The sequence below is a fragment of the Streptomyces longispororuber genome (assembly GCF_024448165.1).
Classification (GTDB): Bacteria; Actinomycetota; Actinomycetes; order Streptomycetales; family Streptomycetaceae; genus Streptomyces; species Streptomyces longispororuber_A.
In genome coordinates this window covers 1-24,188 of the sequence record NZ_JAMOLN010000109.1, presented here as the reverse complement: position 1 = coordinate 24,188, position 24,188 = coordinate 1, and the positions used below count along the sequence as shown (strand labels likewise).

Below are 24,188 nucleotides of genomic sequence, written 5' to 3'. Positions count from 1 at the left end.
GTATACCGTGAGGACTTCGTTGCAGGTCAGGCATGGGCCGGACATGGGGGTGTGACATGGCGGGAGCCGAGAACCAGGGGAGCTTGCTGCGCGACCAGGTCTGCGAGGGCATCCGCGACCGGATCATCACCGGCCAACTGCGGCCCGGCGACCGGCTGGTGGAGCGCGAGGTGGCCGAGGAGTTCGGCGTCTCCCGGATCCCTGTGCGCGAGGCGATCCGCGTGCTGCTCGGCGAGGGCTTCCTCCAGGCGCTCTCACCGCGCCGCATCGTCGTCCGCGAACTGTCCCGCCAGGACGTCCTGAACCTCTTCGACCTGCGCGAGGCGTTGGAGGTGCTCGCCGCGCGCCGGGCGGCCGAGCAGGCGGAGCCGGTTCAAGTGCGGCGTCTGGAAAGGTTGTTGGAGAGCGCCCGCAAGGCGACGGCGTCCCGGCGGGCGGACCGGGTGTCGCGCGCCAACACGGCGTTCCACCACCACATCGTGGACCTCGCGGGCAATGAACTCCTCGCCGCCGCGCTGCAACCCCTCGAAGGCCGGATGCGCTGGCTGCTGCAGCAGGTGGACGACCCGGCGGCGGTGTGGGAGGAGCACGCCGCGCTGTGCGAGGCGATCGCGGCGGGGGACGGGGAGAAGGCGGCCCGGCTCGCGCTGGAACACGTACGGCACTACCGGGCCGTGGCGTTGGGTCTGCTGTTCCAGGACGACGAGGGGACCGGGAGCGGCGAGGAGCCGGGGGGAGTCAAGTGACCTGAGGGGACTCAGCGGACTCAGGGGACTCAGAGAGCTCAGAGGGCTCAGGGGGCTCAGGGGGCTCAGGTGGCTCAGGGAACTGAGCGACGCGGCCGGGCGTCTAGCCGAGCATGTTCGTCCTGCTGATGTACGCCGCGATCCTCGCGGCCCCGCTCTGGGCCATCGCGGTCGCGGTGAAGCTGATCTCGGTCGCGCTGCCGGGCCGCCGCCCCGACTGGGGCAGGGACCTGCTGCGCTGGAGCGCGGCGATGTCCGCGGCGGCCGCCGTGCTCGTCTATGTGATCGGGCTCGGCGCGGTCCAGTGGAGCGCGAGCGAGGCGGAGTCCGGCGCGGGCTCGTCCCCCGCCGAACCCTGCCGGGACCTGGCTCCGGGTGTGCTCGAACGCCTCGCCGGCCATGAACCGTCCTACTTCCCGCTGGGATTCGACTGCGTCCTCGACGACGGCAGCACGGTCGCGGGCAGCGATGGCTACGCGTGGCTGAACGGCCTTGCCGCCGGGTTCGGTCTTGCCGCCGTGCTGCTGGTGCTCGCGGTCGGGTTCCTCGACGAACGCCGGGCGCGGGCCGTCAGCCGGACGTGACCGGCGCCGCCAACGTCACCCGCGCCGCGGGCGGCAGCGGCGTGTGCGTGGGGGAGGCCTCGAAGGCCTGGATCACATAGGCCGCGAAACGCCGGGCCGCCGCGATCCGGGTGGCCGCCGAGCGGGCGTGGATGCCGCGCTGCGCCATGACCATGAGGATCAGATCGTCCAGCACGAAGTCCGGCCGCAGATGTCCGGTCGCCTTGGCGCGCTCGGCCAGGGCGGCGGTCGCCCGCAGCGTGCTGGTGCGGTCCGCCGCCCAGTCGACCGCGTCCGGATAGGCCGACAGGAACGCGTCGGTGAACCCCCGGTCGAGGGCGTGCACCTCGCAGATCTTCTCGATCACCAGACGGAAGCCGTGCCACGGGTCCGGGTCGGCGAGCCCCTCGTCGACGATGGTGCGGCACGCCCGCATCTGGTCGGTGAACGCCTCCGTCACCAGGGCCTGTTTGGTGGGGAACCGGCGATAGAGGGTGGCCGGGCCGACCCCGGCGCGCCGGGCGATCTCCCGCATCGGCACGTCGAGCCCGTCGGCGGCGAACAGGTCACGGGCCGCGTCGAGGATGCGCTCCCGGTTGTCGCGGGCGTCGGAACGCAGGTTGTGAGGCAAACGTTCGGTCACCTCTCTCACTTTACCGAAGTGGACGGGGGCGTCCATTAACGTCCGGAGGCGCATCACACCCCCGAACCGCCGCAAACAGCTATGAAACGCCCGCACCAGGAGGCGACAGTGAAAGCAGTCCAGATCCGGTCCTTCGGCAGCCCCGACGGCATGGCCGTCGTCGACGTCCCCGCCCCGGCCCCCGCCGCAGGTCAGGTACTGATCGCCAACGAGGCGATCGGCGTGGGCGGCGTCGACGTCCTGATCCGCAACGGCGCTCTGGCGTCCTACGGCTTCACCGAGGGCCACGTCCCCGGCAGCGAGGTGGCGGGGACCGTGACCGCGGTCGGCCCGGACGTCGATCCGGTCTGGGTGGGACGGCGGGTGTGGGCGTTCACAGGCACGGGCGGCGGCTACGTCGAGCAGGCCGCCGTGTCCGTCGCGCAGGTCCGCCCGATCCCGCGGGAACTCTCCGCCGCGGACGCGGTGACCGTCGGGAGTTCCGTGGTCGTGGCCCATTTCGCGCTGGCCCACGCCCACTTCGCCGCCGGTGAGTCCGTGCTCGTCCGGGGCGCGGCCGGCGGCCTCGGTATCAACACGGTCCAGCTCGCGGCCCGCGCCGGAGCCGCCACCGTGGCGGTCACGACGTCGTCGGCCGAGCGTGGCGAGCGGCTGCGGGCGCTCGGCGCGACCCACGTCCTGGACCGCTCCGGCAAGGGGGACGCCGACGCGCCGTCGCACTACGACGTCATCGTCGACGTCGTCGCGGGACCCTACCTGCCGTCGTTCTTCGACCGGCTCGCTCCCAACGGCCGCATGGTGACCATCGGCCTGCTGGGCGGCCCGCCGCCCGCGGACTTCGGCATGACGATGATGGGCGCGTTCCAGCGGTCGCTGTCGTTCGCCACCTTCAGCGCCGACACGGTGCCCGCGGCCGACCAACAGGCCGTGCAGGCCGAGCAGTTCGCCGCCGCGGTCCGGGGCGAGCTGGTGTCGGTGGTGCACGAGGCGCTGCCGCTGGAGGACGCCGCACAGGCGCACCGGAAGATGGACGCGGGCGAGGTGTTCGGGCGGATCGTCCTGACCCCGTAACCGTCCCCGCAACCGTCCCTGACCTGCCATGAACCGGCTGTTCGCCCCGACTCGGCCGCGGGGTGGACAGCCGGTTCCCGTATGCGGCCTCGCCAGTCAATTGCGTGCGGAGCGTTGACATCCAAGTGGCGCACGGTAAATCTGTAGAACCTCGTCAGCAAGAAGACGACAGATTCGCGCAATTTCTGTAGCGCACACCCGTACGCCCTCCGGTACTCACCGCCCCCACGGAGTTAGAGGACGCCATGAGATGGAAGCAACGCAGCCGACGGCTGCTCATAGCCGCGTTCGGCGCGGCCCTGATGACCGCCGGATTCCTCCCCGCCACCGCCACAGCGGCCCCGGCACCGGCCGAAGCGTCGAACCTCGCCCTGAACAAACCGATCGAGGCGTCCTCGTCGACGCAGAACTACGTCGCCCCGAACGCCAACGACAACAGCACCAGCACCTACTGGGAGTCGAGCGGCAGCCCGTCGACGCTCACCGTGAAGCTCGGCGCCGACGCCGACCTTGACGCGGTCGTGCTCAAGCTCAACCCCGACGCCGCCTGGGCCACCCGCACCCAGAACATCGAGGTGCTCGGCCGTGAACGGTCCGCGCAGGGCTTCACCTCGCTGAAGGCCCGCGCCGACTACACGTTCAACCCGGCGGGCAACCAGAACACCGTCACGATCCCGGTCACCGGCCGCGCCGCCGACGTCCAGCTGAAGATCTACAGCAACAGCTCCGGATACGGTGGCCAGGTAGCCGAGTTCCAGGTCCTGGGCGCCGCGGCCCCCGCACCGGACCTCACCCTGACCGACCTCACCTGGACCCCCGCCCAGCCGTCCGAGGGCGACACCATCAAGGCCGACGCCACCGTCCGCAACACCGGCGCCGTCGCGGCCGCCGCGACGACCGTGAACGTCAGCCTGGACGGCACGGTCGCGGGCAGCGCCCCGGTCGGCGCACTCGGCGCCGGGGAGTCGGCGACCGTTCCGGTGACCATCGGCAAGCGGGCACAGGGGAGTTACACCGTGTCCGCCGTCGTCGACCCGACGGACACGATCGCCGAGCAGGACGACACCAACAACAGCCGCACCGCCACCACCAAGCTGACGGTCGGTCAAAGCCCCGGCTCCGACCTGGAGATCACCGGGATCACCTCCAACCCGGCCAGCCCCGCGGTCGGTTCGAGCGTCTCCTTCACCGCGAAGGTCCACAACCGCGGCACGAGCGCGGTGAGCGCCGGATCCGTCACCCGCCTGACCGTCGGCGGCGCCACCCTGAACGGCACCACGCCCGCCGTCGCCGCGGGCGCCACCGCCACGGTCGACATCGCCGGCACCTGGACCGCCGCCTCCGGCGGCGCCACCCTCACCGCGACCGCCGACGCCACCGGCGTCGTGACCGAGACGAACGAGGACAACAACACGTTCGCCCGCTCCATCGTCGTCGGGCGCGGCGCCGCCGTGCCGTACGTCGAGTACGAGGCCGAGGACGCCCGGTACGACGGCACGCTCCTGACGAGCGACGCGGAGCGCACCTTCGGGCACACCAACTTCGCCACCGAGTCCTCGGGCCGCAAGTCGGTCCGCCTCAACTCCACCGGCCAGTACGTGGAGTTCACCTCCACCAGCGCGACCAACTCCATCGTCGTCCGCAACTCCATCCCGGACGCACCCGGTGGCGGCGGCCAGGAGCGGACGCTGAGCCTGTACGCCGACGGGAAGTTCGTGCAGAAGCTGACCCTGTCGTCCAAGCACAGCTGGCTGTACGGGAACACCGACCAGCCCGAGGGCCTCACCAACACCCCCGGCGGCGACGCCCGCCGTCTCTTCGACGAGTCGCACGCCCTGCTCGCGCAGACCTACCCGCAGGGCACCACGTTCCGCCTGCAGCGCGACGCCGGTGACGACGCCGCGTACTACGTCGTCGACCTGATCGACCTGGAACAGGTGGCACCGGCCGCGAGCAAGCCCGCCGACTGCACCTCCATCACGGAGTACGGGGCGGTCCCGAACGACGGCGTCGACGACACGACCGCGATCCAGAAGGCCGTGACCGCCGACCAGAACGGTGACATCGCCTGCGTGTGGATCCCCGCCGGACAGTGGCGCCAGGAGCAGAAGATCCTCACCGACGACCCGCAGAACCGCGGCCAGTACAACCAGGTCGGCATCCGCGACGTCACGATCCGCGGCGCCGGCATGTGGCACTCACAGCTCTACACGCTCACCCCGCCGCAGGACGCGGGCGGCATCAACCATCCGCACGAGGGCAACTTCGGCTTCGACATCGACGACAACACCAAGATCTCCGACATCGCCATCTTCGGCTCCGGCACGATCCGCGGCGGCGACGGCAACCAGGAGGGCGGCGTCGGCCTCAACGGACGCTTCGGCAAGAACACCAAGATCAGCAACGTCTGGATCGAGCACGCCAACGTCGGCGTCTGGGTCGGCCGCGACTACAGCAACATCCCCGAGCTGTGGAACCCCGGCGACGGGCTGGAGTTCACCGGCATGCGCGTGCGCGACACCTACGCGGACGGCATCAACTTCTCCAACGGCACCCGCAACTCGACCGTCTACAACTCCTCGTTCCGCAACACCGGCGACGACGCGCTCGCCGTCTGGGCCAACAAGTACGTCAAGGACACGTCGGTGGACGTCGGCCACGACAACGCCTTCCGCAACAACACCGTGCAACTGCCCTGGCGCGCCAACGGCATCGCCGTGTACGGCGGTTACGGCAACAAGATCGAGAACAACCTCGTCTCCGACACCATGAACTACCCGGGCATCATGCTCGCCACCGACCACGACCCGCTGCCCTTCTCCGGACAGACCCTCATCGCGAACAACGGCCTGTACCGCACCGGCGGCGCGTTCTGGAACGAGGACCAGGAGTTCGGCGCCATCACCCTGTTCGCCCAGGGCCAGGACATCCCGGGCGTCACCATCCGCGACACCGACATCCACGACTCGACGTACGACGGCATCCAGTTCAAGACGGGCGGCGGGGCCATGCCCGACGTGAAGATCAGTGACGTGACGATCTCCAAGTCGAACAACGGCTCCGGCATCCTCGCCATGGGCGGCGCGCGCGGCAGCGCCACGCTCTCCAACGTGCAGATCAGCGACTCGCGCGACGGCGACGTCCTCGTCGAACCCGGCTCGCAGTTCGTGATCAACGGCGGTCCGGCGGTGCGGCCGGACGCCGCGGTGCCGGGCACCCGGCAGGGCCTGTAACACGTGCGCGGCTCCCCGTTTCCTGACCTGGAACCGGGGAGCCGCGTGCTGGCGGTCCACGCCAACCACCGCCTACCATCGGCGTGTTCGTACCCCATCCGGGTACGCCATCGACTTCTGCTGCACCGATCACTCTGCCCGGTGACGGAGTCGGCGTGGAGCGCGCGTCCCCGCTGCACGCCGCACTGGACGGCTCCAGGCGCGATCACGGGTCGGCCCATCCGGACGCCGACGGCCCCGTTGTGACGCGTCCCGCCGGGCGGCGAAGGGACGCGCCGTGCCGTCGGCGAACTACCGCACCATCCTGCGCACTCCGGGCGCCACCGCCTTCTTCCTCGCGGCCACCGTCGGCCGGGTCGGCATCGCCATGACCGGCGTCGGCATCGTCTGGCTGGTGCACGCCCGCACCGGATCGTACGGCGCCGCCGGACTCGTCACCGGCGGCTTCGCCGTCGCCGACGCCGTCGCGGGCACCCAACTCGCCCGGCTCGTCGACCGGTTCGGGCAGACCCGGACCCTGCCGCTCCTCCTGCTCGCCCACGCCGGGGCCGTCACCCTGCTGCTCACCCAAGCAGTGCCCGACCTGCTGGCCGGAACCCTGGTCGGAGCCACCCTGCCTCAGCTCAGCGCCATGAGCGCGGCCCGCTGGTCCGCGCAGCTGTCCGGGACCAGGGCCGCCGAACTGCCCAGCGCCTTCGCCCTGGAGGCCCTCGCCAACGGCCTCTCCTTCCTGGCGGGCCCGGCCCTGGCGAGCGCGCTCGGCGCCGCCGGACGCCCCCGCCTGGCCACGCTCGTCGCCGCCACGCTCGTGATCGTCGGCGGCCTCGCCCTCGCCGCCCAGCGGCGCACCGCGCCCCCGGTCGCCGGCGCCGCCGAACGCCACCGCGCCGGACGCGCCCTGCTCCACGCCGAGTTCGCCCGGCTCGTCGCGATCGCCCTCGCCCTGGGCGTCTATTTCGGCGCCATGCAGATCTCCATCACGGCGTACGCGGTCGGCCGCGGCACCCCGGACCTGGCCACCCTGCTGTACGCGGCGTCGAACTGCACCAGTCTGCTGGGAGGCTGGGCGTACGGGTCCCGCCGCTGGGCGGCCCGGCCCGCCCGCCAGCGGTTCGTCGCCGCGGCGGCCCTGACCGTCGCATGCCTGCCGCTGACGGTGCTCGACGCGGCCGGCCCGGTCGTCGTGTCCCTCGCCCTGACCGGCCTCGTCGTGCCGGTCCTGCTGGTCCTCGCCTCCCTCCTCACGGAGGCGGCCGTGCCACGCGCCGTCCTCACCCAGGCCTTCACCTGGCTCAACTCCGCCAGCGCCGCCGGCTCCGCCGTCGCCGCCGCGCTCGCCGGACGCGCAGTGGACTCGGCCGGCGCGCACGGCGGGTTCACCGTGGCCGCCGCGGCGGCGGTCGGGATGACCGTCGTCGCGGCGGCCGGCAGCGGACCGCTCAGTGATCGGCGCAGCAGGGCGTGGGATCCGGGTCCTCGAACGGCACCAGCGTCCCGCCCACCGCGGGCATGGCGGCGAGGACCAGCGCGCCGTCCTCCCACTGCGGACGAACGAACTCCCGGGTGACCAGCACGGTGTCCGGCTCCGGCGCCGCGGCCGTTCCGAGCACCCTGACCCCGGCGATCGCCGAACGGCCCACCAGTTCGGCGACCGTGAGCGTGCCGGTCAGCGCGGCCACCCCGGGGAACACCACCGCACGCCCGGCCGCGTCCCAGGCCCCGTCTGTCACCGCGTGCCCCCGCCCGGCCAGCCCGGCGCGAGCGGCGTCGACGACGGCCCGCTCCCCGGCGGCCAGGGACAGCGCGACCCGCGGCCTGCCACCGTCCCTGACGAGGTGCGTGCAGCCGAACACGCTGTCGGGCAGGTCGAGTTCGGCCATCAGCTCCAGGAGCAGACGGTCGGCGTCGCGCAGCCGCGTGACCTCGGTGTCGATGCCGATGGCGTACGGCGGCGGGGTCACGAGGGCAGCACCCAGACCGGGTTGGAGTAGAACCACAGGTCACGCCACGGGTCCGCGTCACCGACGACGTCGATGGCCGGACCGGCCGGGTCCACGGCCGCCCCCATCGCCCCCACGGCGGACCGGTTGCCGTCGGTGCCGCGCAGCCGCAGATAGACGGGACGGTCGACCCGGCCCAGGTCGTAGGTGAGGGTCGCGGTGCCGCTCGACCTGTTCACCTCGTACGACTTCACGACCTTGGCGGTCGGCGCGGTGAAGGTGTCCTTGTCCTTCGCCGTACCGGTGACGTCGCCCTGAATGACGTCGACCCGCGCCAACGAGGGCTGGAAACCCGCCCAGTTGGGGCCGCCCGCGAGCGCCACGTCCACGGAGAGCGTGACCCGCGTGCCCCTCTTGACCTGGAGCGCGCCGCCGAGCGTGGCCCACCGGCTGCCGCCGGACACCCGCACGTCCAGCCCGCTGATCAGCTGCCCGTGGTCCACCCAGACCCGGCCCGCGCGGATGCCGTCCATCACGGCGCCGTACGAGAAGTCCTCGGCACCCACGTGGGTACGGCTGTACTGGCCCGGCCAGTAGTCGTTCTCCGTGGTGTCGATCTGCCCGGCGTACACCGGGTCGTCGTAGCGGCCGTTGGCGTTGAAGTCTCCGCCTCCGCGGGCCGCGGTGTCACCGTAGACCTGGTGCGAGTCGGAGTTGGCGGTGATCCACCACGGCTTGCCCTCGGCGAGCAGGCTGTCCCAGAGCCCTCCGACCGTCGCCGTCATCCAGTCGAACCCGCCCCACGTGCGGTAACTCTCCAGCGGGTAGCCGGCGAACGAGTCGCCGCCCGGGCTGTTGTTGTAGATGCCCCGCGCGCCGCCCGGGCCGAGCGGCTTGGGCAGGCCGCCCGCCTGGTGGCCGGGAGCGCCCTCGAAGCCGACCGCGATGCGACGGTCGCCGGACGTGGCATCGCGCCAGGCACGGATCTCGTGCGGCGAGTCGATGCCCTTGCGCGCCGGGTGGTTGGCGAGCATCAGCGCGTCCTTGACCTTGCGCCGCCGCACCTGCTCGGACAGGAAGGTGAGCCCGGCGACGGCGAGCGCCTCGTTCGCCGGCGTCGAACCGGTCGCCGCCTTGACGGCCCCGTCGTAACCCGCCTCGAACTGCCGCAGCACATCGACCTCGTTGGCGCCCGGATGCACGAACACGGTGCCGTGCTCGGCGGCCGGGATGTTCCACTCCAGACCCTGGAACACCAGCGTGTCCCGGTGCGCGGAGCGTGCCGCCCGGATGTCCGGGTTGACCTTCTCCACGCCGATCTTGGCGTGCGTGCCGCTGCCGTGGTCCGTGATGACCAGCCAGTCCATGCCGTGCCGCGCGCCCTGCCGCACCTGGTCGCCGACCCGGTATTTGCCGTCGCTGCTGTACTGGGTGTGGATGTGGTGGTCGCCAGCCAGCCAGAGGAAGCCCTTGCCGCGCCGCCCGCCGGACCGTGAGTCGGCAGCCGCGGGCACGGTTGCCGCACCGGCCAGCACACTGCTCGCGGCCAGACCGGCCCCGAGCAGCCCCGCCCGGCGCAACAGGGAGCGCCGCGACTGCTGTTCCGGGCTCAGGGCCTCGTCGGGTACGGAGGTGTCGAACGCGGCGGGGAGGGCCTCCGCCGGGTCGCCGTGGTCGTGGCCGTGATCGTGGTGAGGGGAGTGGTCGTGATCGTGGTGGTGCCCGTGTCCGTGTCCGTGTCCCATGAGGCTCCTCGTGATGGTCGGCCCCACGTGGGATGTGTGGGCCGCCTGAGGAGAATCGAGGCGGAAGATGAATCTTGAACGACGTCCTGCTGAGCGCCGGGCGTAGTCGGTGCGACCAGTCCAGGCGCCGAGTCCAGGCGACCGGTCCTGGCGACCAGTTCAGGTTCCGAACGGCCGGTCCTGGCGAACGTACCGGCGACTGGGCGCGCGGGCCGTCAGGTGCGTCTGCCGTCGAGGGCCGCCGACGGCCGTATCGCCCCGACCGGTCGGCCGTGCCCGAGGACCGGTGCCTCGGTGAGCGCGGACAGGAGCGGGTCGGTGTCGACGTCGACACCGAGGTGGCGCAGGGCCGCGGTCAGGACGACGGCCCGGGGCCTCGCACCACCGTCGGCGATCTTGAGGGCGACGGCGGAACCGTCGGGCAGGCCCAGTGCGTAGACGCCCTCCGCTCCGTCCTTGGCGACGGCCCCGGGCAGCGCTCTCAGGAAGGCGGTGACGTCACGGCCGGTGCCGCCGACGTACTCGGCGTGGGCGTTCATCGCGGACACCACCCGCTCTTCGTGGCTGCCCGCAGCGGCCGTCGCGAGCGTGGCGAAGGCCCGGGCGAGACCGGCGAGGGTGAGCGCGAACAGCGGCGCCCCGCACCCGTCGACGCCCACCGCCGACGACTTCTCCCCGGCAAGCTCCTCCAACCCGTCCCGCAGGGCGAGCTGCAGCGGGTGGGCGGGATCGAGGTAGTCCCGGACGGGCCAGCCGGCCGCGACGCACGTGGCCAGCATCGCGGCGTGCTTGCCCGAGCAGTTCATGGTGATGCGGGTCGGCCCGAGCCCCGCGGCGAGATGCGCGGGGTGCGCCTCGGCGCCGATCGGCAGCCCCGCCGTGCACTGCAGGGCATCCTCGGTGAGGCCCGCGCCCGCGAGGATCCGGCGCACCCCGTCCAGGTGGAAGCCCTCCCCGGAGTGGCTGGCACTGGCGAGCGCGAGGAGTTCACCGTCGAGGTCGAGGCCGGCGCGCAGCATGCCGACGCTCTGCAGCGGCTTGTTGGCGGAGCGCGGGAACATCGGCTCGTCGACGGGGCCCGCGGCGAGCACGCGGCGGCCGTCGGCGCCGAGCGCCACCACCGAGCCGTGGTGCACGGACTCCAGGAAGTCACCGCGCCACACCTCCGCGATCACGGGGTAGGTGGTCATGCTCGTCCTTTCGGTCGGTTCCGCCGGGAGGCGGTGGAAGTCCTGGCGTCGTGCCGGGAGTTCGGTGGCGCCCGCGCTGCTCAGCGGACCCGGTCGTACACGAGAGCCAGCGTCCCGTGCTCACCCGCACTCTGGCTGACGAGCTCCCACTGCCCCGTGGGCAGCCCGTCGTCGAAGAGGCGCGGCCCGCCGCCGAGGAAGACCGGGAACACTGTGAGGGCCAGCCGGTCGACCTGGTCGGCCGCCAGCAGGGCCTTGATGACGCTCGCGCTGGACAGCACCAGGATGTCGCCGCCCCCGGTCTTCCTGAGATCGGTGACGACATCGACGGCAGGCCGGTCGACGACGGTCGTGCGGTCCCAGGGGGCCTTGCCGGGCGTGGAGTCGAGGGTGGAGGAGAGGACCACCTTGTCGGCGCCGACGAGCCACTTCGCGAAGCCCTCGTCCCGGGGATCCGCTCCCTCCATCCCGATGACGGTGGGCCAGAACCCGAGGAACCCCTCGGCGTTGACCCGCCCCAGCAGCGCCGTCGTCGCCGACTGCCAGAGCCCGGTGAGGTGGTCGCGGGCGACGTCGGTCGTGGCGTACGGCATCACCCAGCTCATGTCGACGGGGTTGTCCGGCGCGGCGTAGTGACCGTCGAGGGACAGGCTCATGTTGGTGACGACCCTGCGGCCTGCGAACTGCTGCGTCATTTCATGCTCCTCGTGTCAGTCGTGGTGTCGGTCGTGGTGTCGGTCGTGCCCGTGTCCGTGGTGTCTGTGGTGTCTGTGTCCGTCGTGTGGGTGGCCCTCGCGTCGTGCGCCTGGTCCGGCTGGTGTCGCGCCGCGTCGACGGTCGCCACGAGCTTGTCGAGGCTCTGGCCGAAGCCGATCTCGATGCCCGCGATGAAGTCCGCGGAGTCGACCGTGCTGTCGGTGACCTCGTAGCGGACATCGAGGTCCGTGCCGGGGCCGGAGGGCCGGAACGCGAGCTCGACGTGTGCGGTGAACGCCGTGCCGCCGTCGGGCAGCAGCGGGGAGAGCCGATACGCGAGCCGCTCGCCGGGCAGCGCCTCCTCGACCGTCCCTTCCGCCCGCCCCGCCACGAGGTCGGCGTCACCGGCGTCCTCGGCGTCCCGGTACTCCTGGACGATCCGCCCGCCCGGCCGGGCCTCGAAGACGAGCTCGGAGACCCGCAGATCGTCCGGCGTCCACCACCGCGCCAGCAGCGATGCTTCCGTCAGGTGGCGCCACACCGACTCGGGGTCGCCCGCGAGGGACCGCCGGAACCGGAACGAGCGGCCGTCCGCCCACCCCGGCGCCGCCGCGGCCAGCCGCTCAGCTCGCAGCGCCGCACCGTACCGGTCGAAGGCCGCGCGCGGTCCGCCGTCCCGGTCCGCCGCCTCCGCGAGCCGGCCGAGTGCGGTCGCCAACTCGCGCAGGGGCGCGGACTCCAAGGCGTAGATCCGGCGCTGGCCCGTCCGCTGCGAGGTGACGACACCGGCCCGCTCGAGCGTCTGGAGGTGTTTGGTCGTCTGCGGCTGCCGCGCCTCGGCGAGCCGGGCGAGGACACCGACCGAGCGGGGCTGGTCGGCCAGCAGGCTCACGAGCCGCCAGCGAACCGGGTCGGCCAATGCGGAGAGGAGTGCGTCCATGTCCATGAGTATTCGTTATGACGAATATTCGTGTCAAGGAATATCTCTGGGATTCCGTGAGAACCCTGACGATCTTGTGGCCGCCAGTGACCATCGCCCGTGACTGTCGCCGAAAAGCAGACGGTCAGTACTTTGATCCGCATCGCGGAATCGGGCATACTGCGCATGTGTCCGATGGGGAAGACGAGCGTGAACTGGCCGATGCGGTCGCCGTGCTGAAGGCCGCCGAGGGCCGGGTCGCCGAAGCGTTGCGTGCCTATCTGGCCCGGGACCCGGTCACGGGTCGGCCCGTGCACGGGCGGATCGGGCGGGCCGCGCAGATCACCGGGTGGGGCGAGCAGCGCGTCAAGGAGACCGTCACCCCGGCCCTGGCCGACCGTCGGCGGGCCAAGCGGAAGGACACCGGGGCATGAGTGACTTCGACGCGATCGACTCGCTGCTCGCCTCCGTCACGCTGGACGTCGACCTTCCTGACCCGCAGGCGCGCCGCGACCTGCGCGAGCAGGCGGGTCTGTCGAAGGCCCAGGTGGCGAGGGCGCTCGGGGTGAGCCCCTCCACGGTGAGCGGCTGGGAGACGAGCCGGGAGCCGACCGGCGAGGTCCGTGCGAAGTACGCGTACCTGCTGGACGGCCTGGCCGCGAAACTCGCGCCGCCCGCCCCGGAACCCGTACAAGCGGAACCCGCGGAACCCGAGGCCGGTGAACCGGAACCGGTGACGCAGGAGCCCGCGGCGCCGGACGTCGCGGCGGACCTGGCCGACGACGCCGACGACGCCGACGACGCCGACGACGCCGACGACGCCGACGACGTCGAGGCGTTGGCCACGCCCGAGCCCTGCGTCCTGTGCGGAAACCCCGCGGGGCAGCGGGTCGCCGGATTCCCCCAGCATCTGGACCCGGCCGACTGCGCCACCGCCGCACCCGCCGCACCCTCCGCCCCACGACAGGAGGAGAAGACGGCCTTGCGGCCCGGGACGAAGGCAGCCCCGCGGCCCGAGGCGAAGACGGCTCCGCGGACCATCCGGGACTTCGGTGCCGGTCGGCCCAAGATGCCGACGCGGCGCGCCTTCCAGCCGCCGTCCGAGTCGAGCGGCCTGATCGCCCGCTCCGTGGCGGCCGCCCTCGCCGCGTCCGGCGGAGACGTCGACGAGGCGACGGCCGCGCTGATCAAGAAGGCGATCCCGGACGCGATGGCGCTGCTGGACGAGACCCGCAAGGGCGCCCGCTACGACGTGGTCGCGCACCCGTGGATGCCGGACGTCCTGAAGAAGCAGGGCGCGCGGGGCGCCGACCAGGTCTGGGAGGCCAGGCCCAAGTGGACCCGGGATGCGCTGCCGCCGGGTGAGCACGAGGTGACCGCGCTCGACATCAACGGCGCGTACCTGAGTGCCCTCAAGACCCATCTGCCGATCGGGCAGTTGGAGCACTCGACCGGCTTCGACCACGACCGGCGCCGGGCCGGCGTCCACCTCATCACCCCGCCGCACTGGGAGCACGACGCGGTGCTGCCGAACCCGATCGGGCAGCGCGACGAACCGGGTCCGCTGTGGGTCACCGAACCCACGCTCCGCCTCCTGCAGCGGCTCTCGGGGCCCAAGCACGCGCTGTGCGAACCGCCCGAGATCCACGAGTCGTTCACGTCCGGGGCGACGGAGAACCTCCTGGAGAAGTTCCGCGTCGAGCTCAAGGAGGCCCGCGACGCCGCGATCGCCGCCGACGACGGGGTCACGCTGGAGTACGTGAAGGCGATGTACTCCAAGTTCGTCTCCACGATGGGGGAGTCGAACTACAACCGGGAGCTGTACCGCCCGGACTGGATGCACCTCATCCGCTCCCAGGCGTTCGCCAACCTCTGGATGAAGGCCCTCAAGGCCCACGAGGAAGGCCTGACCGTCGTGCGCGCCATGGGCACCGACGAGCTCCACGTCATCGGTGACTGGCGCCGCGTCTTCCCCGAAGGGCGTGCCGTGACCGAGGTGAAGGTCAAGGACGTGTACACCGCGGGCACCCCGGTCGACGAGCCGACCGGCCCGGGGGAGCAGCAGGACTGACTCACCCGCCGCGGTGTCCGCCGCGGCCCTTCTCGCGGCGCACGGCGATCCGGAGGGCCTCGTTCCCCGAAGTCGCCGCCGCGCGGCCGACGTTGGACGCGGGGCGCAGGCATGCCCGCGCCCCGCGCGAGAGCCGCACCGGCCACACCCACCTCACCCGGGCCCGTGTGCCCCGAGCCGACCGTTGTCCGCCCATCATCGCGGACCCGTCGTGACGCAGTCGTAATCTTGCAAAGTTGGATTCGAATCTTGCGTGCATCTGTGCGCTCCTCTTATCGTGACGGACCACCAGGGCAGTGCTTGGGCGTCACCCCTAGAGGAGCCGTAATGAAGCCCCGTAACCTCGCGATCCTTCTGACGACAGGACTCGCACTCACCGCCACCGCCTGCGGCGGAGACTCGAAGAGCTCCGATGCCGGTGGCGACGTCAGCATCACCGTGGCGTGTCAGCCGGCGAAGACCGCGCCGAAGACGCGCAAGGCCTGGGACGACGACGTCGCCGCGTTCGAGAAGGCGCACCCGGGCGTCAAGGTGAAGAGCACCGACCAGCAGCCGTGCTTCGACCCGAAGACCTTCGCGGCGAAGCTGGCCGGCGGCCAGATGGAGACCGTCTTCATGGTGCCGGTCACCAACTACGCCGACGTCATCGCCAAGAGGCAGGCCAAGGACATCACCGGTCAGACCGGTCTGGTGAAGAACTTCGGCGACATCAAGCAGGACGTCCGGGACATGGTCACCAAGGACGGCAAGGTGTACGGCGTCCCCAACGTCAGCTACAGCGTCGGACTCGTCTACAACCGCGCCCTGTTCACCAAGGCCGGGCTCGACCCCGACGCCCCGCCGAAGACCTGGGACGAGGTGCGCGCCGCGGCGAAGAAGATCGCGGGCCTCGGTGCCGGCTACGTCGGCTACGGCGAGTACGGCGGCGGCAACGTCGGTGGCTGGCACTTCGCGCAGTCGGTGTTCAGCCGCGGCGGCGAGATGGTCGTCGACGGCAAGGCCGCCTTCAACAGCCCCGAGGGCAAGGCCGTGCTGCAGAACCTCCACGACATGCGCTGGGAGGACAAGAGCACGGGCAGCAAGGTCCTCATCGGCTGGGAGACGCTGATGCAGCAGATGGCGGCCGGCAAGACGGGCATGATGCTCGGCGCCCCGGACGTCGTCACCGACGTCGTCCAGAAGTTCCAGGGCAAGGCCGCGGACTACGGCATCACCGGCATACCCGACGGCAAGGCGTCGCTCACCGGCGGCGAGGCGTACATGATCAACCCGAAGGCGAGCGCCGCCCAGACCAAGGCGGCCATGCAGTGGATCGACTTCGAGTTCAACACCCCGGGCAAGGGCCGCTTCGACTTCGCCCGCGGCAAGGCCAACGGCGAGGCCGTCGGCGTCCCGAACAACGACTACATGGGTGACTCGGCGACCGGCAAGACCCTCGCAGAAGACCGCAAGAAGAACGCAGCGCTCCCGGTCGAGAACTACGAGCCCTACGTGGAGTCCGCCACGGGCGTCGCCCTCAAGCTCGAACCGGAGAAGGCCCAGGAGCTCTACGCGGTGCTCGACGTGGCCATGTCCGCGGTCCTGACGCGGGAGAACGCCGACATCGACAAGCTGCTCTCGGACGCCGAGTCCAAGGCGAACTCGATTCTGGCGAAGAGCTGACGGCAACTGTCCCGGGGTGCCGTTCGGAGGGGGCGGCACCCCGCGTCGGCCCCCTCGGGGGCCGGAGTCGGGAACGGGAGATGACGATGGAAACACTCACCATGGAGCCGAAGCGGCAGCTCGCGCCGCGCCGTCGGCCACCGTCGAAGCGGCGCAGGGCGGTGCGGCGGAACCTGACCGCCTACGGATTCCTGTGCGCCGCGCTGTTCTGCTTCGCCATGTTCGCGTGGTGGCCGATCATCAGGGAAGTCGTCCTCAGCTTCCAGCAGACCAACCTCGTCGACCCGCCGACCTGGGTGGGCCTGGACAACTTCCGTACGGTGGTGGACGATCCGGCGTTCGGACAGGCCTGGCGCAACACCCTGGCCTTCACTCTGCTGGCGCTGCTCTGCGGCTACGTGGTGCCGTTCGCCGTCGCGATCGTCCTCAACGAGCTGCGGCACGCGCGGGGCTACCTCCGCTTCGTCGTCTACCTGCCGGTGATGCTGCCGCCGATCGTCTCGGTCCTGCTCTTCCGCTGGTTCTACGACCCGGGCCCCGGACTGTTCAACCAGGTCCTCGACTTCGTCGGCCTGCCGACCCTGGCCTGGCTCGACTCCACCGACACCGCGCTCATCTCCCTCGTCATCGTCGCCACGTGGATGAACCTGGGATCCGGGGTCCTCATCTATCTGGCGGCGCTGCAGAACATTCCCGGCGATCTGTACGAGGCCGCGGAACTCGACGGCGCGGGCATCCTCAAGCGGATCCGGCACGTCACCATCCCGCAGACCCGGCTGATCCTGCTGCTGATGTTGATGCTCCAGATCGTCGCCACGATGCAGGTGTTCATCGAGCCGTACATGCTCACGGGCGGCGGCCCGGAGAACGCGACGGTCACCGTCGCCTACCTCATGTACCAGTACGCCTTCGTCTACGGCGGCAACTACGGGGCGGGCAGCGCGCTCGGCCTGATGCTCATGGTCGTCCTGCTGGCGGTCGCCGCGGTTCAGCTCCGGCTGACCCGAGAGGAGAAGTAGCGCCATGGTGAACACCACCACCCGCCCCGAAGAGGCGACGAAGACCGGGGCTGCCGCGCGGCCGGCCCGGCGCGGCGACCGGAAGAAGCGGCGCGGCGGCTGGGCGGACGGCCACTCCAGGACCATCGTCTCGCCGCTCGAACTCAGGTCCCGCTGGGGCCGGAAGATCTACTGGACACTGCTCACCGCCATCGTGATCGTGTTCACCCTGGTCTTCGTCTTCCCGCTCTACTGGATGGTCACCGGCGCCATGAAGACGGGCGAGGAGATCGCCCAGATGCCGCCCACCCTGTTCCCGAAGTCCCCGGACTTCGGCGTGTTCGCGGACGCCTGGGAACTCTTCGACATCGGGACGCTGCTCAGGAACACCGTCTTCTACGCCGTCGGTGCCTGGCTGTTCGCGCTCGCCGTGGACGTCTCCGCCGCCTACGCGCTGTCCAAACTGCGGCCGATGCTCGGGAACGTGATCATGGCGGGCATGCTGGCCACGCTGATGATCCCGCCGATCGTCGTGATGATCCCGGCGTACATCACGGTCACCGACGTGCCGATCCTCGGCTGGCACCTGCTCAACTCGCCCTGGGCGATCTGGTTCCCGGTGGCCGCCAACGGCTTCAACATCTTCCTGCTGAAGCGGTTCTTCGACTCCATTCCGGACGAGATCCTGGAGGCCGCCGAGATCGACGGCGTGCCCCCGTGGCGCGTCCTCGTCTCGATCGTCCTGCCGATCTCCCGGCCCATCCTCGGCGTCGTCTCCATCTTCACCGTCGTCCTGGTCTTCAAGGACTTCGTCTGGCCTCTGCTGGTCCTTCCCGACAGCGAGAAGATGACCATCAGCGTCGGACTGTCCCAGACCGCGGGCGCGGTGACGCAGAACCAGATCATGGCCGGTCTCGTCATCGCGAGCGTCCCGATGATCATCGTGTTCTTCTTCTTCCAGCGCAGCATCATGGCGGGCCTCACCGCCGGCAGCCTCAAGGGCTGAACACGCCCGGCCCGCCGACCCGCCCACACCCAGAGCACTCCGCCGCCGGTCCACCTGTCCATGCCCCCGCCCGACCGGTGGCGGAGTTCCCACCTGCCCGAAAGGACCGTCACGTGGCAGCTGTTCCCTCGTCCCGCACCGCAGACTGGTGGCGCGACGCCGCCATCTACCAGGTGTATCCCCGGAGCTTCGCGGACGGCGACGGAGACGGCACCGGGGACCTGGCGGGCGTCCGCACCCGGCTGCCGTACCTCGCCGAACTCGGCGTCGACGCCGTGTGGTTCACCCCCTGGTACCTCTCCCCGCTGGTCGACGGCGGCTACGACGTGGCCGACTACCGGACCATCGACCCCGCCTTCGGCACTCTGGAGGAGGCCGAGAAGCTGATCTCCGAGGCGGCCGACCTGGGCATCAGGGTCATCATCGACATCGTGCCGAACCACGTCTCCGACCAGCACGCCTGGTTCCAGGCGGCGTTGGCGGCCGGCCCCGGCAGCCCCGAGCGGGAGCTGTTCCACTTCAGGCCCGGCCGCGGCGAGCACGGCGAACTGCCGCCGAACGACTGGCCGTCGCAGTTCGCCGGAACGACCTGGACCCGGGTGCCCGACGGCGAGTGGTACCTCCACCTGTTCACCCCCGAACAGCCCGACCTCAACTGGGCCCACCCCGCCGTCCGGCGCGAGCACGAGGACGTGCTCCGCTTCTGGTTCGAACGCGGCGTCGCCGGCGTCCGCATCGACTCCGCCGCGCTGCCCGCCAAGCACCCGCAACTGCCCGACTTCGTCGAGGGTGTCGACCCGCACCCGTACATCGACCAGGACGAACTCCACGACATCTACCGCTCCTGGCGGGCGCTCGCCGACGAGTACGGCGGCGTGTTCGTCGGCGAGGTCTGGCTGCCGGACGCCGAACGCTTCGCCCGCTACCTCCGCCCCGATGAACTGCACACCGCGTTCAACTTCAACTTCCTCGCCTGTCCCTGGGACGCCGGCCGGCTGCGCCGCACCATCGACGACACCCTCGCCGAGCACGCACCCGTGGGCGCCCCGGCCACCTGGGTCCTGTGCAACCACGACGTGACCCGCACCGTCACCCGGTACGGCCGCGCCGACACCGCCTTCGACTTCGCCACGAAGGCCTTCGGCACGCCCACCGATCCGGCCCTCGGTACCCGGCGGGCCCGCGCCGCGGCCCTGCTCACCCTGGCCCTGCCCGGCTCCGTCTACCTGTACCAGGGCGAGGAACTGGGCCTGCCCGAGGCGGAGATACCGCTGACCCGCATCCAGGACCCGATGCACTTCCGCTCCGGCGGCATCGATCCGGGCCGCGACGGCTGCCGGGTGCCCCTGCCGTGGACCGCCGACGCGCCCGCGTACGGCTTCGGTCCGGCCGGCGAACCGTGGCTCCCGCAGCCCGACGACTGGGCGCGGTACGCCGTCGACCGGCAGAGCGCCCGCCCCGACTCCATGCTCTCCCTCTACCGCACCGCGCTGCGCCTGCGCCGGTCCGTGGCGGGTTTCGGGGACGGCCCGATGAGCTGGCTCCCGGCCGCGGACGGGGTTCTGGCCTTCACCCGCCCGCACGGCCTCATCTGCGTGGTGAACCTCGCCGACCGCCCGGCCGAGCTGCCCGCCCACGGACAACTGCTGCTCTCCAGCGGGCCGTTGGACGCGGACGGGCGGCTGCCGAGCGATACGGCGGTGTGGCTGAGGGCCTGACGGCACGCAGGCGCACCACCGGGCAGGCCGGTCAAGATTGCAAGATTTGACCGCAAAGACAGAACAGAAATTGCGTTAGGCTTGCAATCATGACGCGACGACTTGCTCAAGTTGCGAAGAAGGTCGGGGTCAGCGAAGCGACGGTCAGCCGGGTCCTCAACGGGAGGGCCGGAGTCTCCGAGACGACACGGCAGTCCGTCCTGACCGCGCTGGACGTCCTGGGGTACGAGCGGCCGACTCAGCTGCGGGGCGAGCGCTCGCGCCTCGTCGGCCTCGTGATCCCGGAGCTGCAGAACCCGATCTTCCCCGCGTTCGCCGACGTGATCGGGGGAGCCCTCGCCCAGCGGGGGCTCACCCCGGTGCTCTGCACGCAGACGAAGGGCGGCGCCGCGGAGGCCGACTACGTGGACCTCCTGCTCCAGCAGCAGGTCTCCGGCGTCGTCTTCGCGGGCGGCCTCTTCGCGCAGGCCGACGCGCCGCACGCGCACTACCACCGCCTCGCCGAGCGCAAGATCCCGGTCGTGTTCATCAACGCGCCCGTCAAGGGCCTCGACTTCCCCTGCGTCGCCTGCGACGACTCGGTCGCCGCCGAGCAGGCCTGGCGCCATCTCGCCTCCCTCGGGCACGAGCGGATCGGCCTGGTGCTCGGCCCCGCGGACCACGAGCCGTCGCGCCGCAAGCTCGCGGCCGCGCGGCTGGTGGCGCAGGCCTCGGGCGCACCGCTGTCCGACGCGTTCGTCGAGCGGTCGATCTTCTCGCTGGAGGGCGGACAGGCCGCGGCCGCGCGCCTGCTGGAGCGCGGCGTCACCGGCATCGTCTGCGCCAGCGACCCCATCGCCCTCGGTGCCATCCGGGCCGCCCGCAGGCGAGGGCTCTCGGTGCCGCGCGATCTGTCGGTCGTCGGGTTCGACGACTCGTCCTTCATGACCTGCACCGAGCCACCGCTGTCGACGGTGCGCCAGCCCATCGAGGCGATGGGCCGGGCGGCGGTCGACCTCCTGTGTGCGCAGATCCAGGGCGCCCAGAGCCACCCCGGCGAGCTGCTCTTCGAGCCCGAACTCCTGGTGCGCGGCTCGACCGCCCCGCCCGCTCCCGGCTGACCCGGGACCAGGGTTCAGCCGGAGGCGGCACTCACCCTGATCCCGGCGAGCACCGTGTCGAGCAGCCGGTCGAACTCCGCCACCGACCCGACGTCACTCAGCAGGGGAGCGAGTGCGGCCGTCGTCGGGTGGGCGGCGGCATCGAACTCCCCTACCGGAGCGGGGACTTCGGGCCCTTCGCCGGTACGGGCCAGCAGGTGTCCGTTCAGGAACCCGAACAGCACCCCGGGCGTGTCCGCCACCACCCGGTCGGGCAGCCCCGCCGCGCGCATCGCCGTCACCAGCCGCTCCACGGCGGCGACGGTCACCGGTGAGGTCCGGGCGCGTACGACCACCAGGGGGAAGACCCGAGGATGGCGGCAGGCCACGGCCCGGTAGCCGTGCGCCGTGCGGCGGGCGATCTCCGCCCAGTCGTCCGACGCCTCCGCGGCACCGATCTCCACCTCGTGGAGCACGGCCTCGGAGGCGGCGTCGAGCAGGGCCGCCTTGCCCTTCACGTGGTGATAGATCGACATCGGGTCGACCCCGAGTTCGTCGGCGAGCCTGCGTACGCCGAAGCGCTCCAGACCGTCGCGGTCGACGAGCGCGACGGCCGCGGTCGCGATGCGGTGCCGGTCGAGCCCCGCCGAGGTGCCCCGTGCCCGTCGCGCCACGTCAGTCCCCTCCGGCCGGCAAACCTACGGCGTAGAACTTACCGCACGCAGCCGGCAGGACGCCCCCGCCGAACGGCCGCCACGCCCCTACAGCCGCTCGGCGAACGCCCGTGCGGCGGCCAGGTCCGCATCGCCCGGGCGCCCCTTGTGGAGACCGCCGACGACCTTGAAGGGCCCCCACGTGTCGAAGCCCCGGCACGAGAAGGGCGACTCTGTCACCTCGTACCCCTTGCCCGCGAGGAGCTGGGCCGACGGCCGGGCGAACGGCATCAGCGGCAGCTCAGGCAGCCCGCTGGTCGCGAACACGAAAGCCCGGCCCCGTCCGTCGGGAAGGGCCCGGACGAACGCGGTCAGACGCGGGTGGAGCCTGCCGTAGAACACGCCGGAGCCGAATCCGACGAGGCCGGCGGCGGCCACCTCCGCCGGGTCGGCCTCCTCGGGCGGGACGACCTTCGCGTCCAGGACCTGGGCCATGGCGCCGGCGACCCGACGGGTGTTGCCGTGGGACACGGAGGTGCACACGATGAGGGCGTTCATTGCGCTGGTCCTTTCACTGGCCTGTGCCCACGGGACTGCACAGCCACGCCGTACGTGACATCCCCCGCACCGGGACCGGCCTCGGGTCAGATCTCGAAGATCCCGTAACCGAGACCGTCCGCCCGGATGCGGCCGTCACCGACCTCGACGCCCCGCGCCAGGACCGGAGCGGCGTGGTCGACCGGGGCGTCCAGTTCGGCCGCGGCACGGCGCGGGTTGACGACGACGAGGTGGTTCCCGCCGCGTACGTACACCAGGGGATAGCCGTCGTGCAGCACTTCCGTGGCGGCCCGCGAGCCCAACTCCGGCCGGGACGTGCGCAGTTCGATCAGACGGCGGACCAGGTGCAGCAGGGAGCCGTCGTCGGCCCGCTGGGCGGCGACGTTCGGCCGGGCCGGGTCCGGATCGAGCGGCAGGTACAGCCCCTCCGCGGGCGCCGTGGAGAAGCCGGCGTTCGCCGTGTCGTCCCACTGCATCGGAGTGCGCGAGCCCGCCCGGTTGTAGCGCGGGCCGAGCCGGCTGCCCTCGTGGTCCGGCAGGCCCGGCACGTACCGCATGCCGATCTCGTCGCCGTAGTAGATCGCGGGCACCGTCGGCCAGGTCAGGTGGAAGGCGAAGGCCGCGGGCAGCTGCTCCGCCGTGCGCGGGCCGCAGGCCAGCCGGGAGAAGTCGTGGTTGGCGGTGGGCAGGCAGGCGTACCCCGTGTCCCCGATGGTGTCGGTGACGGACCGCCAGATGTCGAGGAACGTCTGCGGGGAGCCGAGTCCTTCGGCGCCGAAGTACGGCGACAGCGGCTGCCACTGCTCGTTGACCGTGCCCTCGAAGTTGTTCCACAGCGAGCGCAGGGCGATCCCGTCCCGTACGGGACCGAACTGCAGGAAGAAGTCACCGTGGAACCCCGCCGGCACCGACGTCGCCGGATCGCCCCACTCGGAGAGCAGGGCGGCCTGCGGATGCCGCGCGTCGAGCCAGCCCCGCAGCTCGCGCCAGAGCTTCACCGTCTCCTGTTGGCCCGGGTCGTCCTTGACGAGCGACGCCGCCATGTCGACGCGGAATCCCGACAGGCCGATCGACAGCCAGTGGTCCATCACCTCGCGCAGCGCCTGCCGGTTGGCGAGCGGCCCCTCGGCGTCGACGGGCAGCCGCCACGGCTCGGCCGGATCCGGGCGCGCGTAACCGAAGTTGAGGGCGGGCTGCGAGGCGAAGAAGTTCGGCAGGTAGAAGCCGGGGCGGGGTCCCGGCGAGGCGACGAAGCCGGCGGGCAGCGTCGCCGGGTCCCGTGGATCCGCCCAGATGTACCGCTGGTCGGCGGGGTCGGCGGCGGACGCCGTGAACCACGGGTGCTCGTCCGACGTGTGTCCGGCCACGAGGTCGAGCAGCACCCGGATGCCGCGGCTCCGGGCCGCCTCGACCAGCCGGACCAGGTCGGCGTCGGTGCCGTAGCGCGGGGCGACGGAGAAGTAGTCGCTCACGTCGTAGCCCGCGTCGCGGAACGGCGAGGCGAAGCACGGATTGAGCCAGACGGTGTTCACCCCGAGCCAGGCGAGGTGGTCGAGCCGCGACTCGATGCCGGCGAAGTCGCCGATGCCGTCGCCGTCGGAGTCGGCGAAGCTCTGCGGATAGATCTGGTAGAGGACGGCATCGGCGAGCCACTCGGTGGCGGGGCGTGCGGTTGGTGACACGGGACGGCCCTTCGC

The 24,188-nt window shown here is 71.5% G+C and carries 20 protein-coding genes and 1 pseudogene; 12 read left to right on the top strand and 9 right to left on the bottom strand.

From position 1 onward, the window contains the following. The first annotated feature begins 56 nt into the window (after positions 1 to 56). Together M4J07_RS27515 and M4J07_RS27510 are read left to right on the top strand one after the other, a co-directional pair. Positions 57 to 746: a GntR family transcriptional regulator gene (locus M4J07_RS27515; RefSeq protein ID WP_255975835.1), complete on the top strand. Its 690-nt coding sequence runs from the start codon at positions 57 to 59 to the stop codon at positions 744 to 746. Between the two features lie 113 nt (positions 747 to 859). After that, on the top strand, positions 860 to 1,330 hold the full coding sequence (locus tag M4J07_RS27510) for a hypothetical protein (protein WP_255975833.1): 471 nt from the start codon (positions 860 to 862) through the stop codon (positions 1,328 to 1,330). On the opposite strand, the gene M4J07_RS27505 is transcribed toward M4J07_RS27510, so the two are convergent. After that, positions 1,317 to 1,952, bottom strand: coding sequence for a TetR/AcrR family transcriptional regulator (locus M4J07_RS27505; protein ID WP_255975831.1), 636 nt, complete (start codon positions 1,950 to 1,952; stop codon positions 1,317 to 1,319). The two genes, M4J07_RS27510 and M4J07_RS27505, sit on opposite strands and share 14 nt — an antisense overlap. Positions 1,953 to 2,060: 108 nt before the next feature. Here M4J07_RS27505 and M4J07_RS27500 point away from each other — a divergent pair, with 108 nt between their 5' ends. The 3 genes and pseudogenes from M4J07_RS27500 to M4J07_RS27490 form a co-directional block, all read left to right on the top strand. Then, the gene (locus tag M4J07_RS27500) at positions 2,061 to 3,023 is read left to right on the top strand and encodes a zinc-binding dehydrogenase (RefSeq protein ID WP_255975829.1); all 963 of its coding nucleotides are present in this window, start codon (positions 2,061 to 2,063) and stop codon (positions 3,021 to 3,023) included. Positions 3,024 to 3,268: 245 nt separating this feature from the next. After that, positions 3,269 to 6,256 (top strand): CARDB domain-containing protein, encoded by a 2,988-nt coding sequence (locus M4J07_RS27495; RefSeq protein WP_255975827.1) that lies wholly within the window; start codon positions 3,269 to 3,271, stop codon positions 6,254 to 6,256. 277 nt (positions 6,257 to 6,533) lie between these two features. Then, positions 6,534 to 7,430, top strand: a pseudogene (locus tag M4J07_RS27490) (MFS transporter); the annotation flags it as partial. A gap of 265 nt (positions 7,431 to 7,695) precedes the next feature. Here the strand turns inward: M4J07_RS27490 and M4J07_RS27485 are convergent. From M4J07_RS27485 to M4J07_RS27465, 5 genes are all read right to left on the bottom strand, one after another. Continuing rightward, positions 7,696 to 8,217, bottom strand: coding sequence for a hypothetical protein (locus M4J07_RS27485; RefSeq protein WP_255975825.1), 522 nt, complete (start codon positions 8,215 to 8,217; stop codon positions 7,696 to 7,698). Continuing rightward, positions 8,214 to 9,941 carry a PHP domain-containing protein gene (locus M4J07_RS27480; RefSeq protein WP_255975823.1) on the bottom strand — a complete coding sequence of 576 codons (1,728 nt, stop codon included), beginning with the start codon at positions 9,939 to 9,941 and terminating at the stop codon, positions 8,214 to 8,216. The genes M4J07_RS27485 and M4J07_RS27480 overlap by 4 nt, the downstream gene beginning before the upstream one ends. A gap of 215 nt (positions 9,942 to 10,156) precedes the next feature. Beyond that, positions 10,157 to 11,131: an asparaginase gene (locus M4J07_RS27475; RefSeq protein ID WP_255975822.1), complete on the bottom strand. Its 975-nt coding sequence runs from the start codon at positions 11,129 to 11,131 to the stop codon at positions 10,157 to 10,159. 80 nt (positions 11,132 to 11,211) lie between these two features. Next, positions 11,212 to 11,826, bottom strand: a complete 615-nt coding sequence (locus M4J07_RS27470; protein WP_255975820.1) for a dihydrofolate reductase family protein — start codon at positions 11,824 to 11,826, stop codon at positions 11,212 to 11,214. Then, positions 11,823 to 12,767, bottom strand: coding sequence for a metalloregulator ArsR/SmtB family transcription factor (locus tag M4J07_RS27465; protein WP_255975818.1), 945 nt, complete (start codon positions 12,765 to 12,767; stop codon positions 11,823 to 11,825). The genes M4J07_RS27470 and M4J07_RS27465 overlap by 4 nt, the downstream gene beginning before the upstream one ends. Before the next feature lie 167 nt (positions 12,768 to 12,934). Here M4J07_RS27465 and M4J07_RS27460 point away from each other — a divergent pair, with 167 nt between their 5' ends. The 7 genes from M4J07_RS27460 (at position 12,935) to M4J07_RS27430 (ending at position 21,301) form a co-directional block, all read left to right on the top strand. Further along, on the top strand, positions 12,935 to 13,180 hold the full coding sequence (locus tag M4J07_RS27460) for a hypothetical protein (protein WP_255975817.1): 246 nt from the start codon (positions 12,935 to 12,937) through the stop codon (positions 13,178 to 13,180). Beyond that, positions 13,177 to 14,817: a helix-turn-helix domain-containing protein gene (locus M4J07_RS27455; protein ID WP_255975815.1), complete on the top strand. Its 1,641-nt coding sequence runs from the start codon at positions 13,177 to 13,179 to the stop codon at positions 14,815 to 14,817. Before M4J07_RS27460 ends, M4J07_RS27455 begins: the two co-directional genes overlap by 4 nt. 327 nt (positions 14,818 to 15,144) lie before the next feature. After that, positions 15,145 to 16,479 (top strand): ABC transporter substrate-binding protein, encoded by a 1,335-nt coding sequence (locus tag M4J07_RS27450; protein WP_255975814.1) that lies wholly within the window; start codon positions 15,145 to 15,147, stop codon positions 16,477 to 16,479. An 86-nt stretch (positions 16,480 to 16,565) separates the two neighbouring features. Beyond that, a complete protein-coding gene (locus M4J07_RS27445; protein ID WP_374215089.1) occupies positions 16,566 to 17,498 on the top strand; it encodes a carbohydrate ABC transporter permease in 933 nt (310 codons plus the stop codon). A 4-nt stretch (positions 17,499 to 17,502) separates the two neighbouring features. Continuing rightward, the gene (locus tag M4J07_RS27440; protein ID WP_255975812.1) at positions 17,503 to 18,483 is read left to right on the top strand and encodes a carbohydrate ABC transporter permease; all 981 of its coding nucleotides are present in this window, start codon (positions 17,503 to 17,505) and stop codon (positions 18,481 to 18,483) included. Between the two features lie 113 nt (positions 18,484 to 18,596). Further along, positions 18,597 to 20,201, top strand: a complete 1,605-nt coding sequence (locus tag M4J07_RS27435; RefSeq protein WP_255975811.1) for a glycoside hydrolase family 13 protein — start codon at positions 18,597 to 18,599, stop codon at positions 20,199 to 20,201. A gap of 89 nt (positions 20,202 to 20,290) precedes the next feature. Next, on the top strand, positions 20,291 to 21,301 hold the full coding sequence (locus tag M4J07_RS27430; RefSeq protein WP_255975809.1) for a LacI family DNA-binding transcriptional regulator: 1,011 nt from the start codon (positions 20,291 to 20,293) through the stop codon (positions 21,299 to 21,301). A gap of 14 nt (positions 21,302 to 21,315) precedes the next feature. Here the strand turns inward: M4J07_RS27430 and M4J07_RS27425 are convergent, their stop codons facing one another. The 3 genes from M4J07_RS27425 to M4J07_RS27415 all read right to left on the bottom strand — a co-directional run bounded on the left by M4J07_RS27425 (position 21,316) and on the right by M4J07_RS27415 (position 24,173). Beyond that, on the bottom strand, positions 21,316 to 21,954 hold the full coding sequence (locus M4J07_RS27425; RefSeq protein WP_255975807.1) for a TetR/AcrR family transcriptional regulator: 639 nt from the start codon (positions 21,952 to 21,954) through the stop codon (positions 21,316 to 21,318). Positions 21,955 to 22,041: 87 nt separating this feature from the next. Beyond that, positions 22,042 to 22,491: a flavodoxin domain-containing protein gene (locus M4J07_RS27420; protein ID WP_255975805.1), complete on the bottom strand. Its 450-nt coding sequence runs from the start codon at positions 22,489 to 22,491 to the stop codon at positions 22,042 to 22,044. An 86-nt stretch (positions 22,492 to 22,577) separates the two neighbouring features. Further along, the gene (locus M4J07_RS27415; protein ID WP_255975852.1) at positions 22,578 to 24,173 is read right to left on the bottom strand and encodes an alpha-amylase family glycosyl hydrolase; all 1,596 of its coding nucleotides are present in this window, start codon (positions 24,171 to 24,173) and stop codon (positions 22,578 to 22,580) included. Between the last annotated feature and the right edge of the window lie 15 nt (positions 24,174 to 24,188).

Bases quoted from the DNA above. Each gene is read 5' to 3' on its own strand.
- M4J07_RS27445 (WP_374215089.1), top strand. From the start codon at position 16,566: ATGGAAACACTCACCATGGAGCCGAAGCGGCAGCTCGCGCCGCGCCGT.
- M4J07_RS27480 (WP_255975823.1), bottom strand. From the start codon at position 9,941: ATGGGACACGGACACGGACACGGGCACCACCACGATCACGACCACTCC.
- M4J07_RS27470 (WP_255975820.1), bottom strand. From the start codon at position 11,826: ATGACGCAGCAGTTCGCAGGCCGCAGGGTCGTCACCAACATGAGCCTG.
- M4J07_RS27465 (WP_255975818.1), bottom strand. From the start codon at position 12,767: ATGGACGCACTCCTCTCCGCATTGGCCGACCCGGTTCGCTGGCGGCTC.
- M4J07_RS27475 (WP_255975822.1), bottom strand. From the start codon at position 11,131: ATGACCACCTACCCCGTGATCGCGGAGGTGTGGCGCGGTGACTTCCTG.
- M4J07_RS27420 (WP_255975805.1), bottom strand. From the start codon at position 22,491: ATGAACGCCCTCATCGTGTGCACCTCCGTGTCCCACGGCAACACCCGT.
- M4J07_RS27430 (WP_255975809.1), top strand. From the start codon at position 20,291: ATGACGCGACGACTTGCTCAAGTTGCGAAGAAGGTCGGGGTCAGCGAA.
- M4J07_RS27515 (WP_255975835.1), top strand. From the start codon at position 57: ATGGCGGGAGCCGAGAACCAGGGGAGCTTGCTGCGCGACCAGGTCTGC.
- M4J07_RS27510 (WP_255975833.1), top strand. From the start codon at position 860: ATGTTCGTCCTGCTGATGTACGCCGCGATCCTCGCGGCCCCGCTCTGG.
- M4J07_RS27495 (WP_255975827.1), top strand. From the start codon at position 3,269: ATGAGATGGAAGCAACGCAGCCGACGGCTGCTCATAGCCGCGTTCGGC.
- M4J07_RS27455 (WP_255975815.1), top strand. From the start codon at position 13,177: ATGAGTGACTTCGACGCGATCGACTCGCTGCTCGCCTCCGTCACGCTG.
- M4J07_RS27450 (WP_255975814.1), top strand. From the start codon at position 15,145: ATGAAGCCCCGTAACCTCGCGATCCTTCTGACGACAGGACTCGCACTC.
- M4J07_RS27440 (WP_255975812.1), top strand. From the start codon at position 17,503: ATGGTGAACACCACCACCCGCCCCGAAGAGGCGACGAAGACCGGGGCT.